Here is a 17,818-nt window from a genome sequence, read left to right on the forward strand (position 1 = left end):
CAGGGCCGCACCGGGCAGGGAGGATCAGAAGATGCTCTTGAACTCGTCGATATTGGACGAGTCATAGACGAACGGGTCGGCCATCGCGCCCTCGTTGTTGTCGTCCAGCGTCAGGTTGCCCATGCGGCCCATCGGGATCTCTGCGCCCGGCTCGGCCGTCGCATCGCCGGTAGCCAGTTCATAGGCCAGGTAGGCGGCGGAATAGCCAAGGTCGATCGGGTTCCAGATCGCGAAGGACTTGGACGCTCCGCTTTCGATGGCGCCGGCCATTTCAGACGGCAGGCCGAGGCCGGTGACGTTCACCTCGCCCACCTTGCCGGCATCCTCGACGGCCTTCGCGGCGGCCACGATGCCCACGCTCGTCGGCGCGATGATCGCGTCGAGATCGGGATAGGACTGCATCAGGCCGTTGGCCTCGCGGTAGGACTTGTCGGCAAGGTCGTCGCCATAGACGGTCGCCACCACCTCGATGCCCGGATAGTCGCCCATCACCTTTTCCATCTCGGCGATCCAGGTGTTCTGGTTCGTCGCGGTGGCAGAGGCCGACAGCACGGCGACCTGGCCGCCATCCGGCAGGTGATCGGCGGCGAGCTTGATGATCATGTTGCCGATCAGCGGGTTGGACGAGGGGTTCAGGTGCAGCTGGCGGCCTTCCGGCGCGACGCCCGAATCCCACGAGACCACGGTGATGCCGCGATCCATCGCCTTCTTCAGCGCCGGAACCAGCGCGTCGGTGTCGTTGGCCGACACGGCGATTGCGTCGACCTGCTGGGCGATCAGCGAGTTGATCACCTCGATCTGGCCCTCGGCCGTGGTATCGGTCGGGCCTGTATAGATGATCTCGACATTGCCAAGCTCGGCCGCCGCTTCCTCGGCGCCCTTCGCGGCCGCCTCGAAGAAGCCGATGCCGAGCGCCTTGACGACCAGCGCGATGCGCACCGGGTCCTGGGCATGGGCCATGCCGCCCGTCAACATCATCGCGGCCAGCGCGGTGCCGCCGAACAGTCTTCTGGTAACTTTCATGTCTTACTCCTCCCAGTTTGAGCAGGGCTCATGGGCCCGGGGCTATCCCGTGCCCGACTCCGCCGCGGCGCTTTCCTGCACCACGATCAGCTTGATATCCGCGGCCTCCAGCATGGCGGCGGCGCGGTCCGAAATGCCGTCATCGGTGATCACCGTGTCGATCCGGTTGAGCGGGCAGAGCACCAGGCTCGACCGGTTCTCGAATTTGCTGCTGTCCACCAGTACGATTAGTTCATCCGCCTGGCCGATCAGCTTCTGCTCCGCCTGGATCAGCAGCGGGTCGGCCTCCATCAGCCCCAGCGGTCCCAGCCCCTGCGCGCCCATGAACATGCGCCTGGCATAGAAGTTCCGGGTCACGTCGTTGTCGAAGGGCGACAGGATGATGTTCTGCTCGCGATAGATCGCGCCGCCGGACAGCATGATCGTGTTCTTCGAATGCTTCAGCAGGTGCTCGGCGATCGGGAAGGAATTGGTGAAGACCTGCATCCGGCGCGAAGCCAGCGGATGCACCATCTGGAACGTGGTGGTGCCGCCGTTGATGATGATCGGCTCGCCATCTTCGCACAGGTCCACCGCGGCGCGCGCGATGGACTGCTTTTCCTTGATCCGCATCGTCTCGTTGACGGCGAAGGGGCGGCCGGCGAGGCCCACGAATTGCGGCGGGTTGATCGATTCCGCCCCGCCGCGGATGCGGCGCAGCTTCTTCTGGACGTGGAGCGTGGCGATGTCGCGGCGGATGGTCGCCTCGGACGCGCCGGTCAGGTTGCACAGGTCGATCACCGTGACGACGGGCCGGTCCTGCACCGCCGATAGAATGACCCTGTGACGTTCCTTTTCGTGCATCCGATCCTCCCTTGATCGCTGACGGTGCAAGGATTCTCGCACTCTGTCAATCATAAATGATCAAATTCTTTCATACTGCGCTGCAGCATGAGCGAACATGATTGTTAATGATTGACATTTCGCCGCGCCTCCCGCATGTTTTTGCGAGTTTGGTCGCCGGGCGCATGGCGCCGAATGGGAGGAAGACATGCTTAAAACCGCTGCAAACCAGCGTCTTGCGAACGGCTGGGATGACGCCAGGGCGGCGTCGATGAGCGAATCCGAGAAACTGCTCTATCGCTCCAACCTGCTGGGCTCGGACAAGCGCATCACCAATTACGGCGGCGGCAACACCTCGGCCAAGGTGATGGAGACCGATCCCCTGACCGGCGAGCAGGTAGAGGTGCTGTGGGTCAAGGGCTCCGGCGGCGATGTGGGGTCCATCAAGATGGACGGCTTCGCGACGCTCTACATGGACAAGCTGAACGCACTGAAGGGCAAGTATCGCGGGCTCGCTTACGAGGACGAGATGGTGGGCTACCTCCCCCACTGCACCTTCAATCTGAACCCGCGCGCCGCCTCCATCGACACGCCCCTGCATGCCTATGTCCCGAAAAAACACGTGGACCACATGCACCCCGACGCGATCATCGCCATCGCGGCCTCGAAGAACTCGAAGGAACTGACGCAGGAGATCTTCGGCGGCGAGATCGGCTGGCTGCCGTGGAAACGGCCGGGTTACGAGCTGGGCCTGTGGCTGGAGAAGTTCTGCCTCGAAAACCCCGACGCGAAGGGCGTCGTGCTGGAATCCCACGGCCTCTTCACGTGGGACGACGACGCAAAGGCCTGCTATCAGCTGACGCTGGACGTGATCCAGCGCGCGATGGACTGGTTCGAGGACAAGACCCGCGACGTCCCCGCCTTCGGCGGTGCGAAGCACGACAGCCTGCCGCCCGCAGACCGCCGCGCCGTCGCCGCCCGGCTGATGCCCGCGATCCGCGGCTTCGTCTCCGGCAACCAGCACATGGTCGGCCATTTCGAGGACAGCGACACCGTCCTGGAATTCGTCAACGCGAAGGACATGGAGCCGTTGGCGGCGCTGGGCACCTCCTGCCCGGACCACTTCCTGCGGACCAAGATCCGGCCGCTGGTCGTGGCCTTCGATCCGGCGAAGAACAATCTCGACGAGGTGCTGGAAAACCTGCCCGCGCAGGTCGCCGCCTACCGCGACGACTACGCCGCCTATTACGACCGCTGCAAGCACGACGACAGCCCGGCGCTGCGTGACCCGAACGCGGTCGTCTACCTTATCCCGGGCGTCGGCATGATCACCTTCGCCAAGGACAAGGCCACCGCCCGCATCTCGGGCGAGTTCTACACCAACGCCATCAACGTGATGCGCGGCGCGTCCTCTGTCAGCGAGTATGTCGGCCTGCCCGAGCAGGAGGCGTTCGACATCGAATACTGGCTGCTGGAAGAGGCGAAGCTGCAGCGGATGCCGAAGCCCAAGGCGCTCGCCGGGCGCGTGGCGCTGGTCACCGGCGGGGCGGGCGGCATCGGCTCTGCCACCGCCGCGCGCTACCTTGCCGAGGGCGCCTGCGTGATGCTCGCCGATATCGACGAGGCGGCGCTGGCCGCGACCTCCGACAACCTGACCGGGCGCTATTCCAAGGACGTCATCCGCACCGTGAACATGAACGTCACGGACGAGGCGGCCGTCATCGCCGCCTTCGCCGAGGTCGCGGTGGAATTCGGCGGCGTCGACATCCTCGTCTCCAACGCCGGCATCGCATCCTCCGCCCCGGTGGAGGAAACGACGCTCGCGCTCTGGAACAAGAACATGGACATCCTCAGCACCGGCTACTTCCTCGTCAGCCGCGAGGCTTTCAAGGTGCTGCGGACGCAGGACATGGGCGGTTCCGTCGTCTTCGTCGCGTCGAAGAACGGCCTAGCTGCCAGCCCCAACGCATCCGCCTACTGCACCGCCAAGGCCGCCGAGATCCACCTTGCCCGCTGCCTTGCGCTGGAAGGGGCCGGGGCCGGTATCCGCGTCAACGTGGTCAACCCCGACGCAGTGCTGCGCGGGTCGAAGATCTGGGAGGGCGAATGGCTCGACCAGCGCGCCTCGACCTATGGCACCGACAAGGAGGGGCTGGAGGAGATGTATCGCAACCGCTCGATGCTGAAGCGGTCGGTCCTGCCCGAGGACATCGCCGAAGCCGCGTATTTCTTCGCCTCCGACACCTCGTCCAAATCCACCGGCAACATCATCAACGTGGACGCGGGCAACGTGCAGGCCTTCACGCGGTAACGCGCGGGGCCATAAGGGAGGAGGCGACATGAGCAGCGGATACGACAGCGCGAAGCAGGTCTTCGCGGACTGGGGCGTCGATGCCGAGGCCGCGATGGCGCGGCTGGCCGAGATCCCGATCTCGATGCACTGTTGGCAGGGCGACGACGTCGTGGGCTTCGAAGCGAAAACCGGCACCTCGGGCGGCGGCATTCAGGCGACAGGCAACTACCCGGGCCGCGCCCGCACGCCGGACGAGCTTCGCGCCGATCTGGAATTCGCCTATGCGAACATCCCCGGTTCGCACCGGCTGAACCTGCACGCGATGTACATGGACACCGACGAGCAGCCCGACCGCGACGAGATCGAGTACCGCCATTTCGCGCCCTGGGTCGACTGGGCGAAGGGGCAGGGGATCGGGCTGGATTTCAATCCGACCTTCTTTGCCCACGCGAATGCCGACGACAACCTGACGCTGGCGCATCCCGACAAGGGCATCCGCGATTTCTGGATCGAACACGGCCGCCGCACCCGCGAGATCGCGGCGAGGATGGGCGCCGAAATGGGCTCGCCCTGCGTCAACAACATCTGGGTGCCCGACGGATACAAGGACACGCCCGTCGACCGCATGGCCGCGCGGCGCCTGCTGGAAGCGTCGCTGGATCGGATGCTGGAAGACCCCTTTGACAAGACCACCCTTCTGGACGCGGTGGAATCGAAACTGTTCGGCATCGGGGTAGAGGCGTGCACCGTCGGCAGCCACGAATTCTACCTCGGCTACGCGATCCGCAATGGCACGCTCCTGTGCCTCGACATGGGGCACTTCCACCCGACCGAGAACATCGCCGACAAGCTGTCCTCGGTGGCGCTGTCCGTCGACGAACTGCTGCTCCACGTCTCGCGCCCGATGCGCTGGGACAGCGACCATGTGATCCTGCAAAGCGACGACATCCTGCAGATGGGGCAGGAGCTGGTGTTCTCCGGCCTGCTGGAGCGCACCCATATCGGTCTCGACTTCTTCGACGCCACGATCAGCCGCACGGCGGCGTGGGTGATCGGAACGCGGAACATGCAGAAGGCGCTGCTGCGCGCGCTGCTGCTGCCCGAGGCGGAGCTGAAGGCCGCGGAAACCGCGCTCGACTTCTCCAAACGCTTCATCCTGAGCGAAGAGTCGAAGGACCTGCCTTTCGCCGCCGTCTGGGCCGAATTCTGCGAACGCCACGACGCACCGACGGGCCGCGCGCTGATGTCGGCGCTCGACGCCTACAAGGCGTCCGTCGCCCCGCGCGGATGATTGCGAGCCGCTGGCGGGCCCCTCACCGATCCCAGCCGTCGGTCGCTGTCATATCCCGTCAGTAGGCGTTGCCGCGATAACGGAGCGATTGCGGGCGTTTCATCCCCGGCTCTGTCACCTGTGCCGCGTGAAGGATCCCTCGGTAGCGCAGGGGAATGCCGCTTTCAGCTTTGCGTCCCGCCCGGGCTGCGGAGGCATAGGTGTATCCACGGTAGCGCAGTTGCCGCGGCGTGTTTGCGCCCTGTTCGTCGATCATGTGGTCTGCTGACGGGATCAGGGATTCATCGGTAAAGTTCTTGATATCGAACATGTTGAAATACTTTCCAAAAAAGACGTTTCTTAATCAGGCGATCCCCATGAGCGGCATGCGCTGCATCGCCGCTATCTCCTTTCGCCGTTAACAACTTCGCAGATTTTCGTTGTCATCAGCGTTGTCATCGGTACGCGGTTACCGTTGTTCTTTTGACAGGCGTCTTTGGTGGCAGCAGCGCCGAACGCGCGTTTGGTCATTGTGCCTGTTGTTGAACCTGTCCACTCTCCCACCATGAACACAGACCAGCTTCAGATCCGGCGTGCCGGCCGCGAGGACCTCGCGGCGCTGTTGGACCTGTACCAGCACCTCACACCGGGCGCGGCGAGCCCGACGCTGCCGGAGGCAGAAGCGATCTTTGAGCGGTTCCAGAACTACGGCAGCAGCGGGATCTTCCTCGCGGAACTCGGCGGCGAGCTGGTCGCGTCCTGCGTCCTCGTCATCGTGCCGAACCTGTCGCGCGGCGGTCGGCCCTATGCGCTGATCGAGAACGTGGTGACGCATTCCGGCTTCCGGAAACGCGGCTTCGGCAAGCGGGTTCTCGATGCCGCGTCCGAGGCGGCGTGGCAGGAAGGTTGCTACAAGGTCATGCTGATGACCGGGTCGAAACGGCCGGAAACGCTGCGCTTCTATCTCGGTGCGGGCTTCGAGCAGTCGAAGACCGGATTCCAGAAGCGGCGACTGCCTGCGCGGGCGGAAACCTGAGAGACGCGCCATGTGGCGTGCGGCTGCCGCCTGTCGCGGATGCGCGCGGAAGTGACGGTTCCGGCGGCGTATCGCGGCGCTGCGCCGTCTATCCCGCGAAAGGATGCGCATGGGCGATGTCGCGCATTCACGATTTGGAGGTTCGCAGCCGGTCCTGATGTATACAGAAACCGCGTCAATCGCGGTGCAGTATGGAAATGCCTTGCCATTCTGTGTACAAAATGGGCCGTGTCGAGGTTTCTGGCGGTGTCGTCCGGTTTGACGCCGCCAAGGCGGAGTGACATTTTCTTCGCGCGTGCAGGGAGGATCGCATGGCACCGCTCGATGAGCGCAAGGGCGTCTGGAAGTCCGGCAAGGGCCGGGGCCGCCGCACCCCCAAGGGGCGGCAGGTGGACGATGCCGCGCTGGCCGAGGTTCAGGCGCTGCTGGCCGACCGGCCACGGCGGCGCGACCTGCTGATCGAATTCCTGCACCTGATCCAGGACGCATACGGCCATCTCTCGGCGGCGCATCTGCGCGCGCTGGCAGAGGAAATGCGGATGGCGCAGGCCGAAATCTACGAAGTCGCCACCTTCTACGCTCATTTCGACGTGGTGAAGGAAGGCGAGACACCGCCGCCCGCCCTGACCATCCGCGTCTGCGACTCGCTGTCCTGCGAACTGGCCGGCGCGGACACCTTGCTGAAGGCGTTGCAGGGCGGTCTTGACCCCGCACAGGTCCGCGTGTTGCGTGCCCCTTGCATGGGCCGCTGCGAAAGCGCCCCGGTGCTGGAACTGGGCCATAACCACATCGTCCATGCCACGCCGGAAAAGGCGCAGGCGGCCATCGCGGCGGGTGACACCCACACCCATATCCCCGAATACGAGGACCTGCTCACCTATCGCGGCACCGGCGGCTATGAGGTGCTGGAGCGCCTTCGTCAGAACGGCGACTGGGAACAGGTGCAGGAAACCCTGCTGACCGCCGGCCTCCGCGGCCTCGGCGGCGCCGGTTTCCCGTCGGGCCGCAAATGGGGCTTCGTCCGCGCCAATCCCGGCCCCCGCTTTCTTGCCGTCAACGGTGACGAGGGCGAACCCGGCACCTTCAAGGACCGGGTCCACCTGGAACGCGAGCCGCACCTCGTGCTCGAGGGCATGCTGATTGCCGCCTGGGCCGTCGAGGCGGATCGCTGTTTCTTCTACATGCGCGACGAATATCCGGCGGTGCTGGAGATCCTCCGCCGCGAGATCGCCGCGCTGGAAGAGGCGGGCCTGATCGAGCCCGGCTATATCGACCTCCGCCGTGGTGCCGGGGCGTATATCTGCGGCGAAGAATCCGCGATGATCGAGTCGATCGAGGGCAAGCGCGGCCTGCCGCGCCACCGTCCGCCCTATGTCGCGCAGGTCGGCCTCTTCGACCGACCGACGTTGGTCCACAACGTCGAGACCCTGCACTGGGTCGCGATGATCCTGCGCGAGGGGCCCGAGATCCTGAACGCGGTCGAAAAGAACGGCCGCAAGGGCCTGCGCAACTACTCCGTCTCGGGCCGCGTCACCGAACCGGGCGTCTACCTTCTGCCCGCCGGCTCCACCATCCGCGACGTGATCGACGCCGCGGGCGGCATGCTGCCCGGCCACGAGTTCAAGGCCTACCAGCCCGGCGGCCCGTCCTCCGGCCTGCTGCCCGCGTCGATGGACGACATCCCGCTCGATTTCGACGTCCTGCAGGAACACAGCACCTTCATCGGCTCCGCCGCCGTCGTGGTCCTGTCCGACAGGGACAGCGCGAAAGGCGCCGCGCTCAACATGCTGCGGTTCTTCGAGGATGAAAGCTGCGGCCAGTGCACCCCCTGCCGCGTCGGCTGCGAAAAGGCGGTAAAGCTGATGCAGGCCGACCGCTGGGACGGCGAGCTGCTGGAGGATCTCTGCCAGGTCATGGCCGATGCCTCGATCTGCGGGCTGGGCCAGGCCGCGCCGAACCCGATCCGGCTGGTCATGAAGCACTTCCCGGATGAGGTGGGGGGATGAGCACGGCCCGAACCCTTTTGCCAGGCCGCAGGCCGGGCAGCGCCCGACCCTCCCCCCGGGAGGGCGCATCGCCGACGTCCCGCGCCCCTCGCCGGGCAGTCTGCGCAACGCCGCCACGCACCGTTCGAACGACGCACGCGCCCACCCAGGGTCGGGCGCTGCCCTCCGCACTTCAAGCCACACGTCGCCAGAAGGTCGCCTGATCATGCCCGACGGAAGCCAGACCAAGACCATCACCTTCACCCTCAACGGTGCGGAAACCACCGTCCCCGAGGGCTGGACGATCTGGGAGGCGGCGCAGGGACGTGGCCTGACGATCCCGCATCTCTGCCACAAGCCCGCGCCCGGCTACCGGCCCGACGGCAACTGCCGCGCCTGCATGGTCGAGGTGGAGGGCGAGCGGAACCTCGTCGCCTCCTGCATCCGGCCCGTGGCCGAGGGCATGGTGGTGACGACCGACACCCGGCGCGCCGAGAAGGCGCGCAAGATGGTCATGGAACTGCTCGTCGCCGACCAGCCCGAAGCGCCGCACGACAAAAGCTCGCATTTCTGGGACATGGCCGCCGCGAGCCAAGTGACCGAAAGCCGCTTTCCCCGCATCGAACCCGACCGCATCCCGCTGCTCGACGACAGCCACGTCGCGATGCGCGTCAATCTCGACGCCTGCATCCACTGCAACCTCTGCACCCGCGCCTGCCGCGAGGTTCAGGTGAACGACGTCATCGGCATGTCGGGCCGCGGCCACGACGCCGAGATCGTGTTCGATCTGAACGACCCGATGGGCGCTTCTACCTGCGTCGCCTGCGGCGAATGCGTGCAGGCCTGTCCGACCGGCGCGCTGATGCCCGCCTCGGTCGTGGATGAGGCGCAGCACGGCGACAGCGCCGACTATGACCGCGAGGTCAAATCCGTCTGCCCCTATTGCGGCGTCGGCTGTCAGCTGTCCTTCAAGGTCAAGGACGACAGGATCAAGTATGTCGAGGGCATAGACGGCCCCGCGAACGAGAACCGGCTCTGCGTCAAGGGCCGCTTCGGCTTCGACTACATCCACCACGACCACCGCCTGACGAAACCGCTGATCCGCCGCGACGACGCGCCGGAAAAGGGGCTGAACGTCGATCCGCAGAACTGGCAGGCCCATTTCCGCGAGGCGACATGGGACGAGGCGCTGGACCGCGCCGCCGAGGGCCTCGCCAAACTGCGCGCCGACACCGGCACCCGCGTCGCCGGCTTCGGCTCGGCCAAGTGCTCGAACGAAGAGGCGTATCTGTTCCAGAAGATGATCCGCCAGGGCTTCGGCCATAACAACGTCGACCACTGCACGCGGCTCTGCCACGCCTCCTCGGTCGCCGCGCTGATGGAAAACGTCGGCTCCGCCGCCGTCACCGCGACCTTCAACGAGATCGAGAACGCCGACGTCGCCATCGTCATCGGCGCCAACCCGATCGAAAACCACCCTGTCGCCGCCACCTATTTCAAGCAGTTCGCCAAGCGCGGCGGCAAGCTGATCGTGATGGACCCGCGCGGCGTCGGTCTGCGCCGTTTCGCCAGCCACATGCTGCAGTTCAAGCCCGGCGCCGACGTGTCGATGCTGAACGCGATCATGCACACCATCGTCGAGGAAAAGCTTTACGACGAACAGTACATCGCCGCCTTCACCGAGAACTGGGACGCGATGAAACAGCATCTCAAGGGCTTCCCGCCCGAGAAGATGCAGGAGATCTGCGGCATTCCCGCCGAGGTGCTGAAGGACGTGGCGCGCACCTTCGCCACCGCCCGCGCTGGCATGATCTTCTGGGGCATGGGGATTTCCCAGCACATCCACGGCACCGACAACTCGCGCTGCCTGATCAGCCTTGCGCTGATGTGCGGCCATGTCGGACGGCCGGGCTCCGGCCTGCACCCGCTGCGCGGCCAGAACAACGTGCAGGGCGCCTCCGACGCCGGGCTGATCCCGATGTTCCTGCCGGATTACAAGTCGGTCATGGATGATGGCGTGCGCTCTGCCTTCACCAAGGTCTGGGAGTCCGGGGATTTCTCGAACCAGAAGGGCCTGACCGTCGTCGAGATTATGGATGCGATCCATGCGGGCGACATACGGGGCATGTATATCCTCGGCGAGAACCCGGCGATGTCGGACCCCGACGTGGAACATGCGCGCGACGCGCTGGCGAAGCTGGAACACCTTGTGGTGCAGGACATCTTCCTGACCGAGACCGCGAACTTCGCCGACGTGATCCTGCCCGCGACCGCCTGGGCCGAAAAGACCGGGACGGTGACCAACACCAACCGGCAGGTGCAGATGGGCCGCCCCGCCGTGCCGCCCCCTGGCGACGCGCGAGAGGACTGGTGGATCGAGGTCGAACTGGCAAAACGCCTTGGCCTGAACTGGACCTACACCCATCCGCGCGAGGTCTTCGCCGAGATGAAGCTGAACATGGGGTCGCTCGACAACATCACGTGGGAGCGGCTGGAGAACGAGGCGGTGACCTATCCCTCGCTGTCGCCGGAAGACCCCGGCCAGCCCATCGTCTTCGGCGATGGCTTCCCCCGCGCCGAGGGCCGCGCACGGTTCACCCCAGCCAACGTGATCCCGCCCGACGAGGTGCCGGACGCAGAGTACCCGATGGTACTGATCACGGGCCGGCAGCTGGAGCACTGGCACACCGGCTCGATGACCCGCCGCGCCACCGTGCTGGACGCGGTGGAGCCAGAGGCGAACTGCTCGATGCACCCGTCGACCCTGCGCAAGCTGGGCGTGGCGCCGGGCGATATGGTGCGCCTGACCACCCGCCGCGGCTCGGTCGAGGTCATGGTCCGCGAGGACCGCGCGGTGGCGCCGGACAACGTGTTCCTGCCCTTCGCCTTCGTCGAGGCGGCCGCGAACGTCCTGACCAACCCGGTGCTCGACCCCTACGGCAAGATCCCGGAGTTCAAGTTCTCGGCGGTACGCGCGGAACGGGCTATTGCGGCCGCGGCGGAGTAGGGGCGGGCCACCTCTCCGTAGTTCACACTGACCACGCCAGACCGGCTTGGCAGGCAGTTTCGGGGCTACATCGCAATGTAATCCGAAACTGCGTGGCGGAGGCTGTCCCCATGCGACGTTTGCGCTAACACGCCTGAAATCAATAAGTTGACCCCCCGTCCCCATGGGGACGCCCCAAAATCCAGCCCCAGCCCCGCGTCGCGAACCCGCCTCCACCCGCCGCAACCGGGCGATCCCAGGTCCCTTGGCACGCTAAGAATTCCTCAGCTATCGTCGGGGTCCGGCCGGAGGAGGGCCGCACCGCCAGCCAGGGAGGAACCATGTCCGATATCGAAATCGCCCGAGCCGCGAAGAAGAAGCCCATCCAGGAGATCGGCGCCCGCCTCGGCATCCCGGCCGAGCACCTGCTGCCCTACGGCCACGACAAGGCCAAGGTCGGGCAGGAGTTCATCCAGTCGATCCAGGACCGGCCGCAAGGCAAGCTGATCCTCGTGACCGCCGTCAACCCCACGCCCGCAGGCGAGGGCAAGACGACTACCACCGTCGGCCTCGGCGACGGCCTGAACGCCATCGGCAAGAAGGCCGCGATCTGCATCCGCGAGGCGTCTCTGGGCCCCTGCTTCGGCATGAAGGGCGGCGCCGCAGGCGGCGGCTATGCCCAGGTTGTGCCGATGGAGGACATGAACCTCCACTTCACCGGCGACTTCCACGCCATCACCTCGGCCCACAACCTCCTCTGCGCGCTGCTCGACAACCACATCTACTGGGGCAACGAGCAGGAGATCGACATCCGACGCGTGGCGCTGCGCCGGGTGATGGACATGAACGACCGGGCCCTGCGCGAGATCGTCTGCTCGCTGGGCGGCGTCGCCAACGGCTTCCCCCGCCAGGGCGGCTTCGACATCACGGTGGCGTCGGAGGTGATGGCGATCCTCTGCCTCGCGACCGGGCTGAAGGACCTGCAGAAGCGCCTGGGTGACATCATCGTCGCCTACCGCCGCGACCGGACACCCGTCTATGCCCGCGACATCAAGGCAGACGGCGCGATGACGGTGCTGCTGAAGGACGCGATGCAGCCGAACCTTGTGCAGACGCTGGAGAACAACCCGGCCTTCGTTCACGGCGGGCCCTTCGCGAACATCGCTCACGGCTGCAACTCGGTCATGGCGACGACGACGGCGCTGCGGCTGGCGGATTACGTGGTGACCGAGGCCGGGTTCGGCGCGGATCTTGGGGCGGAGAAATTCTTCGACATCAAGTGCCGGAAGGCGGGGTTGAAGCCAGCGGCGGCCGTTATCGTCGCGACCGTCCGGGCGATGAAGATGAACGGCGGCGTCCCGAAGGACAACCTTGCCGCCGAGAATGTCGAGGCGGTGAAGAAGGGCTGCGCCAACCTCGGACGGCACGTCGAGAATGTGAAGTCTTTCGGGGTGCCCGCGGTGGTGGCGATCAACCATTTCGTCTCGGACACCGAAGCGGAGATACAGGCGGTGATCGATTACGTGGAGAGCCACGGGTCGAAAGCGATCCTGTGCCGGCACTGGGCGGAAGGATCGAAAGGGATCACCGCGCTGGCCGAGCATGTAGTGAAGATGATCGAGGGCGGCTCGGCCCAGTTCGGCCCGCTTTATCCGGATGCGATGCCGCTGTTCGAGAAGATCGAGACGGTGGCGAAGCGGATCTACCGGGCGGATGCGGTGCTGGCGGACAAGACGATCCGTACACAGCTGAAACAGTGGGAAGAACAGGGCTACGGGCACCTGCCGGTATGCATGGCGAAAACGCAGTACAGCTTTTCGACCGATCCCAATCTGAGAGGCGCACCTGTGGGTCACAGCCTGCCGGTTCGCGAGGTGCGGCTGAGTGCAGGGGCCGGTTTCGTGGTGGTGATATGCGGGGAGATCATGACCATGCCCGGGCTGCCGCGGGTGCCGTCGGCGGAGTCGATCTGCCTGAACGAGAATGGGGAGATCGAAGGTCTGTTCTGACGGCGCGTTGCTCGGCATCTCGCCTTGGAGTCAGCCGCGAAAATCTCTGGTTCCGTCGGGATGGCCGTTTCCTCGTTCCTCCTTGCCAGACCGCTTCCGGAGCGTTCTGATATCGCTAAAGGGAGGACTGCATGAGCGTGAGAGTCGCGGTCATCGGCGCAGGGGTCATGGGTGCAGATCATGCCCGTATCCTTGCGGTGGACTTGCCGGTCGCGGAACTGCGAGTCGTTTGCGATGCCGACCCGGCGCGTGCAGAAGCCGTAGCGGAGGTATGCGGCGCGGGGGAAGTGGATTCTGACCCCGAGGCCGTGATAGCCCGGAACGATGTGGATGCCATTCTGATTGCCAGTTCGGATCCGACGCATGCCCGGTTGGCTCTGGCCTGCATCGCAGTGGGAAAGCCTGTTCTGTGCGAGAAGCCGCTGGCCCCGACGACGCCCGAGTGCCTGGAGGTGATTGCCGCGGAAGTGCAAGCGGGTCGCCGTTTGGTGCAGGTCGGCTTCATGCGGCGGTTCGATCCATCCTACTCGGCGATGAAGTCGGTTCTGCAGGCAGGTGAAATCGGCCGGGCGCTGATGATGCACAATTTTCACAGGAACCTCGAAGCGCCAGAATGGTTTACCGCGTCGATGGCGATCACGAATTCCGCGCCGCATGAATTCGACGCCGCGCGGTTCGTGCTGGGCGGTGAGATCGTCACGATTTCGGCGTTTCAGCCCAGGCGTGAAGGTTCGGGAGTGCCACCAGTCCTCATGGTGCTGGAGACCGATGACAGCCAGTTGGTGTCCATCGAGGTGAACAACACAGCCGGCTACGGTTACGACGTCCGCGGCGAACTGGTGGGCGAGAGAGGCTCGGTTTCGCTTAATGCCTCGGTTCCGGTGCGGGTGAACTACGACCTGATGTCGGCTGAGAGGTATCCGGCGGACTGGCGGCCGCGTTTTGCCGAAGCATACCGGCTTCAGGACATGGCGTGGCTGCGCGCTGTCGAGAGCGGCAAACCATGTGCCGTGGGAGCGAGTGCCTGGGACGGGTATTGTGCCACGGCCATCGCGGAGGCGGGTGCGACGGCGTTGGCGAGCGGTAAGAAGATGGTCGTGGATCTTGCCGAAAAGCCCGCGCTGTATGCAAGATTGGCGGAATAATCTCTTGCACGCGGTGCATTATTTGGCGGGCTCAGCCATGACTTCTTGTTGCTATTGCCGCCGAATGCAACTCGGTGCGACTGGAGCGAAGGGTATTCAGGGAGGCAGTCCTGCTGAGCGGGCTACCTACACGTCGGCTACCAATGCAATGTCGCGGCGTGCGGGACTGAAATTAATCATACTTTTTAGGAATTCGTTCTTCCCAGCGCGGTTTGATCTTTGCATACTGGGTTGAAACTTGGCCCCGCCCTGAAGCGGAGCGAAAGAGAAATCGCCGGATTTGCCTTGGACCCCCGGGAGGAGATCGGGGTCTGACGGTCAGCCGGCGTACCGGGCCGCCGCCATGCGGGGCGGTGGGCCGGTCACACAGGGAGGAACCCGCATGAGCATGCTGGAGCTATCCGGTATCACCAAGTCATTTGGTGCGATCCACGCGTTGCAGGGGGTCGACCTGACCATCGCCGAGGGCGAGGCGGTTGGCCTGATGGGCGACAACGGTGCCGGAAAATCTACGCTTATGAAGATCATCGCGGGCAACTTCCACCCGACCGAGGGGACCATCCGGATCGAGGGGCGGGACGTGCGCTTCGACAAGCCCATCGATGCGCGAAACAACGGGATCGAGATCGTTTATCAGGATCTCGCGCTGTGCGACAATCTATCTGCGGCGGCGAACGTCTTCCTGGGGCGGGAGGCGAAGAAGCGTCTGGGGCCGTTTACCTATCTCGATCACAAAGCCATGTACAGCAAGGCGGCGAAGCTTTTCGCGGAGCTGAAGTCCGAGACGCGGCCGCGCGATCTGGTGCGTCAGATGTCGGGTGGACAGCGTCAGGCGGTGGCCATCGCCCGGACTCGCCTGAGCGATCCGAAACTGGTGCTGATGGACGAGCCGACGGCGGCCATTTCCGTTCGGCAGGTTGCGGAAGTCCTGGCGCTTATAAAGCGGCTGAAGGCGACGGGCCACGCGGTGATCCTGGTGAGCCACCGGATGCCGGACGTTTTCGATGTCTGTGACCGGGTTGCAGTGCTGCGGCGCGGGAACAAGGTGGCCGACAAGCATATCAGCGATACCAGCCCGGAAGAAGTAACGGGCCTGATAACGGGGGCGATTGAGCACGCATGAGCGATATCAGCGAAAAATCCCACGCGGTTATCGATCACACGATCTCTGAACACCGGGAGATGACGTTCCTGCAGTCGGTCCTGCGTTCGCAACCGTTCTGGGTGTTCGTCGCGATCGTGGTCATGGTCGTCGTGATGTCATTCGTGAACGACAAGTTCCTGACCGGGCAGAACATTTACAACACGACACGGAACTTCGCGGCGGTCGGGATCATGGCGCTGGGCATGTCCGCAGTGATCTGTACGGCGGGGATCGACCTGTCGGTGGGATCATTACTCGGCCTTGCGGGGATCGTTCTTGGACTCGTGATGCAGGCGGGCTACGGCATCGAGATCGGATTCCTGGCCTGCATGGTGACGGCGGCTGTGGTCGGGCTGATCAACGGGGTGCTGATCGCGTATGTCCGGATGGCGCCCTTCGTGGTGACGCTGGGCATGCTGGCGATGGCGCGGTCGATCGCCATGGTGATCTCGAACAACAAGATGATCTATTCCTTCGGGCCGGACGAGGAACTGTTCCTTTGGATCGGTGGCGAGTACATGTGGGGCGTTTCCAACCACGTGTGGGTTCTGATCGTCCTGACGGCGGCGTTCTGGTGGGTATGGAAATATTCTACCTGGGGCCGCTGGGTGATCGCCATCGGCGGCAACGCTCAGGCGGCGAAGCTGTCGGGTATCCCGGTGGAGCGGGTGCTCGTGTCAGTCTACATGCTGTGCTCAATGTGCACGGGACTCGCGGCGTTCCTGCTGGTGGGCTGGTTTGGCTCCGTCACCAACGCGATGGGGGTGACGAAAGAGCTGGACGTGATCGCCGCCACGGTGATCGGCGGCGCGAACCTGATGGGCGGCGTTGTCTATGCAATCGGGGCGCCGCTGGGCGCGGCATTGATGGAACTTATTCGTAATTCGCTGCTGTTCGCGGGGATCGACGCGCTGTGGCAGCAATTCTTTGTTGGTCTGTTCCTGATCTTGGCAGTGCTGCTGGAGCAGATCCGCAATCGCGGACGGTAGAGGAGGCCGTTCCGTATTTTCTATCCTAGGGAGGAAACCATGAAGAAACTGATGGCTACTGTTGCGCTTGCCGCCATTGCCCTGCCGGGCGTGGCGCTGGCTCAGGACTACACCTTTGCGCTGGTTCCGAAGGCGATGAACAACCCGTTCTTCGATCTGGCACGGGATGGCTGTTACAAGGCACAGGAGGAGATCGAAGGCGTCGAATGTCTGTACATCGGGCCGGGTGAGCATACCGAACTCGAGCAGATCCAGATCGTGCAGGACCTGATCAGCCAGGGTGTGGACGGGATAGCCGTGTCGCCCTCGAACGCGCCGGCAATGGCACGTGCGCTGAAGGCGGCGGTGGATGCCGGCATCCCGGTGATGACCTGGGACGCCGATCTGCTGGAGGAGGACAAGGAGATCCGCGCGACCTTTGTCGGGACCAAGAACTACGACATCGGCGTCAATCTGGCGAAGATCACCCAGGAGCGTCACCCCGACGGCGGTTCGATCTGTCTGCAAACCGGCGGTGCGGCTGCGGCCAACCACAACGAGCGGCTGAAAGGCATCCGCGACACGCTCGCCGGCGAGGATATGGGCGAAGCGCCCGGCAATCCGCTTGACGGTCAGGGCGGATGGACCGAGATTTCGGGCTGTCCTCTGATCACCGACGATGACGGGAACAAGGCAGTATCGGGGATGACCGACATTCTTGCCGCAAACCCGGAACTGACCGCCTTCGTCTCGACCGGGGCCTTCACCCAGTGGTTCGACAACGCCTATCGTCAGGCGGCGGAGCCTTACAAGGCGAAGCTCGACGACGGTTCGCTGTCGATCATCGTGGCAGATACCCTGCCAATGCAGATGGAGCAATTGTCCGACGGCCTGTCGAACGGACAGGTCGGGCAGCGTCCCTTCGAAATGGGTTATCGCGCCATGCAGATCATGAAGGATCTTGCCGAGGGCAATGAGGTCGAGGATCCGATCTATACCGGTCTCGACGTCTGCACCACGGCGAATGCCGACAGCTGCATAGCGCAGTAAGACGATCTGAGAGATTAGGCGGCGGCGCGGGGTTCGCGCCGCCGTCATCGCGTTTGCCACCCGGGTCAGGGCAGGGTATCTGCGAAA

At 64.6% G+C, this 17,818-nt stretch carries 13 protein-coding genes; 10 read left to right on the forward strand and 3 right to left on the reverse strand.

What is annotated here, in order from left to right; translation table 11 throughout:
* Positions 1-24: 24 nt before the first annotated feature.
* Together rhaS and HCO70_RS03635 are read right to left on the reverse strand one after the other, a co-directional pair.
* A complete protein-coding gene (gene rhaS, locus HCO70_RS03630) occupies positions 25-1,023 on the reverse strand; it encodes a rhamnose ABC transporter substrate-binding protein (RefSeq protein WP_172293165.1) in 999 nt (332 codons plus the stop codon).
* Positions 1,024-1,065: 42 nt separating this feature from the next.
* Positions 1,066-1,866: a DeoR/GlpR family DNA-binding transcription regulator gene (locus tag HCO70_RS03635; protein WP_172293167.1), complete on the reverse strand. Its 801-nt coding sequence runs from the start codon at positions 1,864-1,866 to the stop codon at positions 1,066-1,068.
* A gap of 187 nt (positions 1,867-2,053) precedes the next feature.
* Here HCO70_RS03635 and HCO70_RS03640 point away from each other — a divergent pair, with 187 nt between their 5' ends.
* Both HCO70_RS03640 and HCO70_RS03645 read left to right on the forward strand, forming a co-directional pair.
* A complete protein-coding gene (locus tag HCO70_RS03640) occupies positions 2,054-4,156 on the forward strand; it encodes a bifunctional rhamnulose-1-phosphate aldolase/short-chain dehydrogenase (RefSeq protein WP_172293169.1) in 2,103 nt (700 codons plus the stop codon).
* A 28-nt stretch (positions 4,157-4,184) separates the two neighbouring features.
* Positions 4,185-5,429 (forward strand): L-rhamnose isomerase, encoded by a 1,245-nt coding sequence (locus tag HCO70_RS03645; RefSeq protein WP_172293171.1) that lies wholly within the window; start codon positions 4,185-4,187, stop codon positions 5,427-5,429.
* Positions 5,430-5,487: 58 nt separating this feature from the next.
* Here the strand turns inward: HCO70_RS03645 and HCO70_RS03650 are convergent, their stop codons facing one another.
* Positions 5,488-5,739, reverse strand: a complete 252-nt coding sequence (locus tag HCO70_RS03650; RefSeq protein ID WP_172293173.1) for a DUF4278 domain-containing protein — start codon at positions 5,737-5,739, stop codon at positions 5,488-5,490.
* A 234-nt stretch (positions 5,740-5,973) separates the two neighbouring features.
* Here HCO70_RS03650 and HCO70_RS03655 point away from each other — a divergent pair, with 234 nt between their 5' ends.
* The 8 genes from HCO70_RS03655 (at position 5,974) to HCO70_RS03690 (ending at position 17,731) form a co-directional block, all read left to right on the forward strand.
* A complete protein-coding gene (locus tag HCO70_RS03655) occupies positions 5,974-6,444 on the forward strand; it encodes a GNAT family N-acetyltransferase (RefSeq protein ID WP_172293175.1) in 471 nt (156 codons plus the stop codon).
* Between the two features lie 311 nt (positions 6,445-6,755).
* Entirely contained in the window at positions 6,756-8,450 is a 1,695-nt protein-coding gene (locus HCO70_RS03660) for an NAD(P)H-dependent oxidoreductase subunit E (RefSeq protein WP_172293177.1), read from the forward strand.
* Between the two features lie 205 nt (positions 8,451-8,655).
* Positions 8,656-11,436: a formate dehydrogenase subunit alpha gene (gene fdhF, locus HCO70_RS03665; RefSeq protein WP_172293178.1), complete on the forward strand. Its 2,781-nt coding sequence runs from the start codon at positions 8,656-8,658 to the stop codon at positions 11,434-11,436.
* 320 nt (positions 11,437-11,756) lie between these two features.
* Positions 11,757-13,424: a formate--tetrahydrofolate ligase gene (locus HCO70_RS03670; protein ID WP_172293180.1), complete on the forward strand. Its 1,668-nt coding sequence runs from the start codon at positions 11,757-11,759 to the stop codon at positions 13,422-13,424.
* Positions 13,425-13,555: 131 nt separating this feature from the next.
* Positions 13,556-14,569 carry a Gfo/Idh/MocA family oxidoreductase gene (locus HCO70_RS03675; protein ID WP_172293182.1) on the forward strand — a complete coding sequence of 338 codons (1,014 nt, stop codon included), beginning with the start codon at positions 13,556-13,558 and terminating at the stop codon, positions 14,567-14,569.
* Between the two features lie 382 nt (positions 14,570-14,951).
* Entirely contained in the window at positions 14,952-15,692 is a 741-nt protein-coding gene (locus HCO70_RS03680; protein WP_172293183.1) for an ATP-binding cassette domain-containing protein, read from the forward strand.
* On the forward strand, positions 15,689-16,702 hold the full coding sequence (locus tag HCO70_RS03685) for an ABC transporter permease (protein ID WP_172293185.1): 1,014 nt from the start codon (positions 15,689-15,691) through the stop codon (positions 16,700-16,702). Before HCO70_RS03680 ends, HCO70_RS03685 begins: the two co-directional genes overlap by 4 nt.
* A gap of 39 nt (positions 16,703-16,741) precedes the next feature.
* The gene (locus tag HCO70_RS03690; protein WP_172293186.1) at positions 16,742-17,731 is read left to right on the forward strand and encodes a sugar-binding protein; all 990 of its coding nucleotides are present in this window, start codon (positions 16,742-16,744) and stop codon (positions 17,729-17,731) included.
* The last annotated feature ends 87 nt before the right edge of the window (positions 17,732-17,818 follow it).

Source organism: Pseudoruegeria sp. HB172150 (assembly GCF_013184805.1).
Classification (GTDB): domain Bacteria; phylum Pseudomonadota; class Alphaproteobacteria; order Rhodobacterales; family Rhodobacteraceae; genus Psychromarinibacter.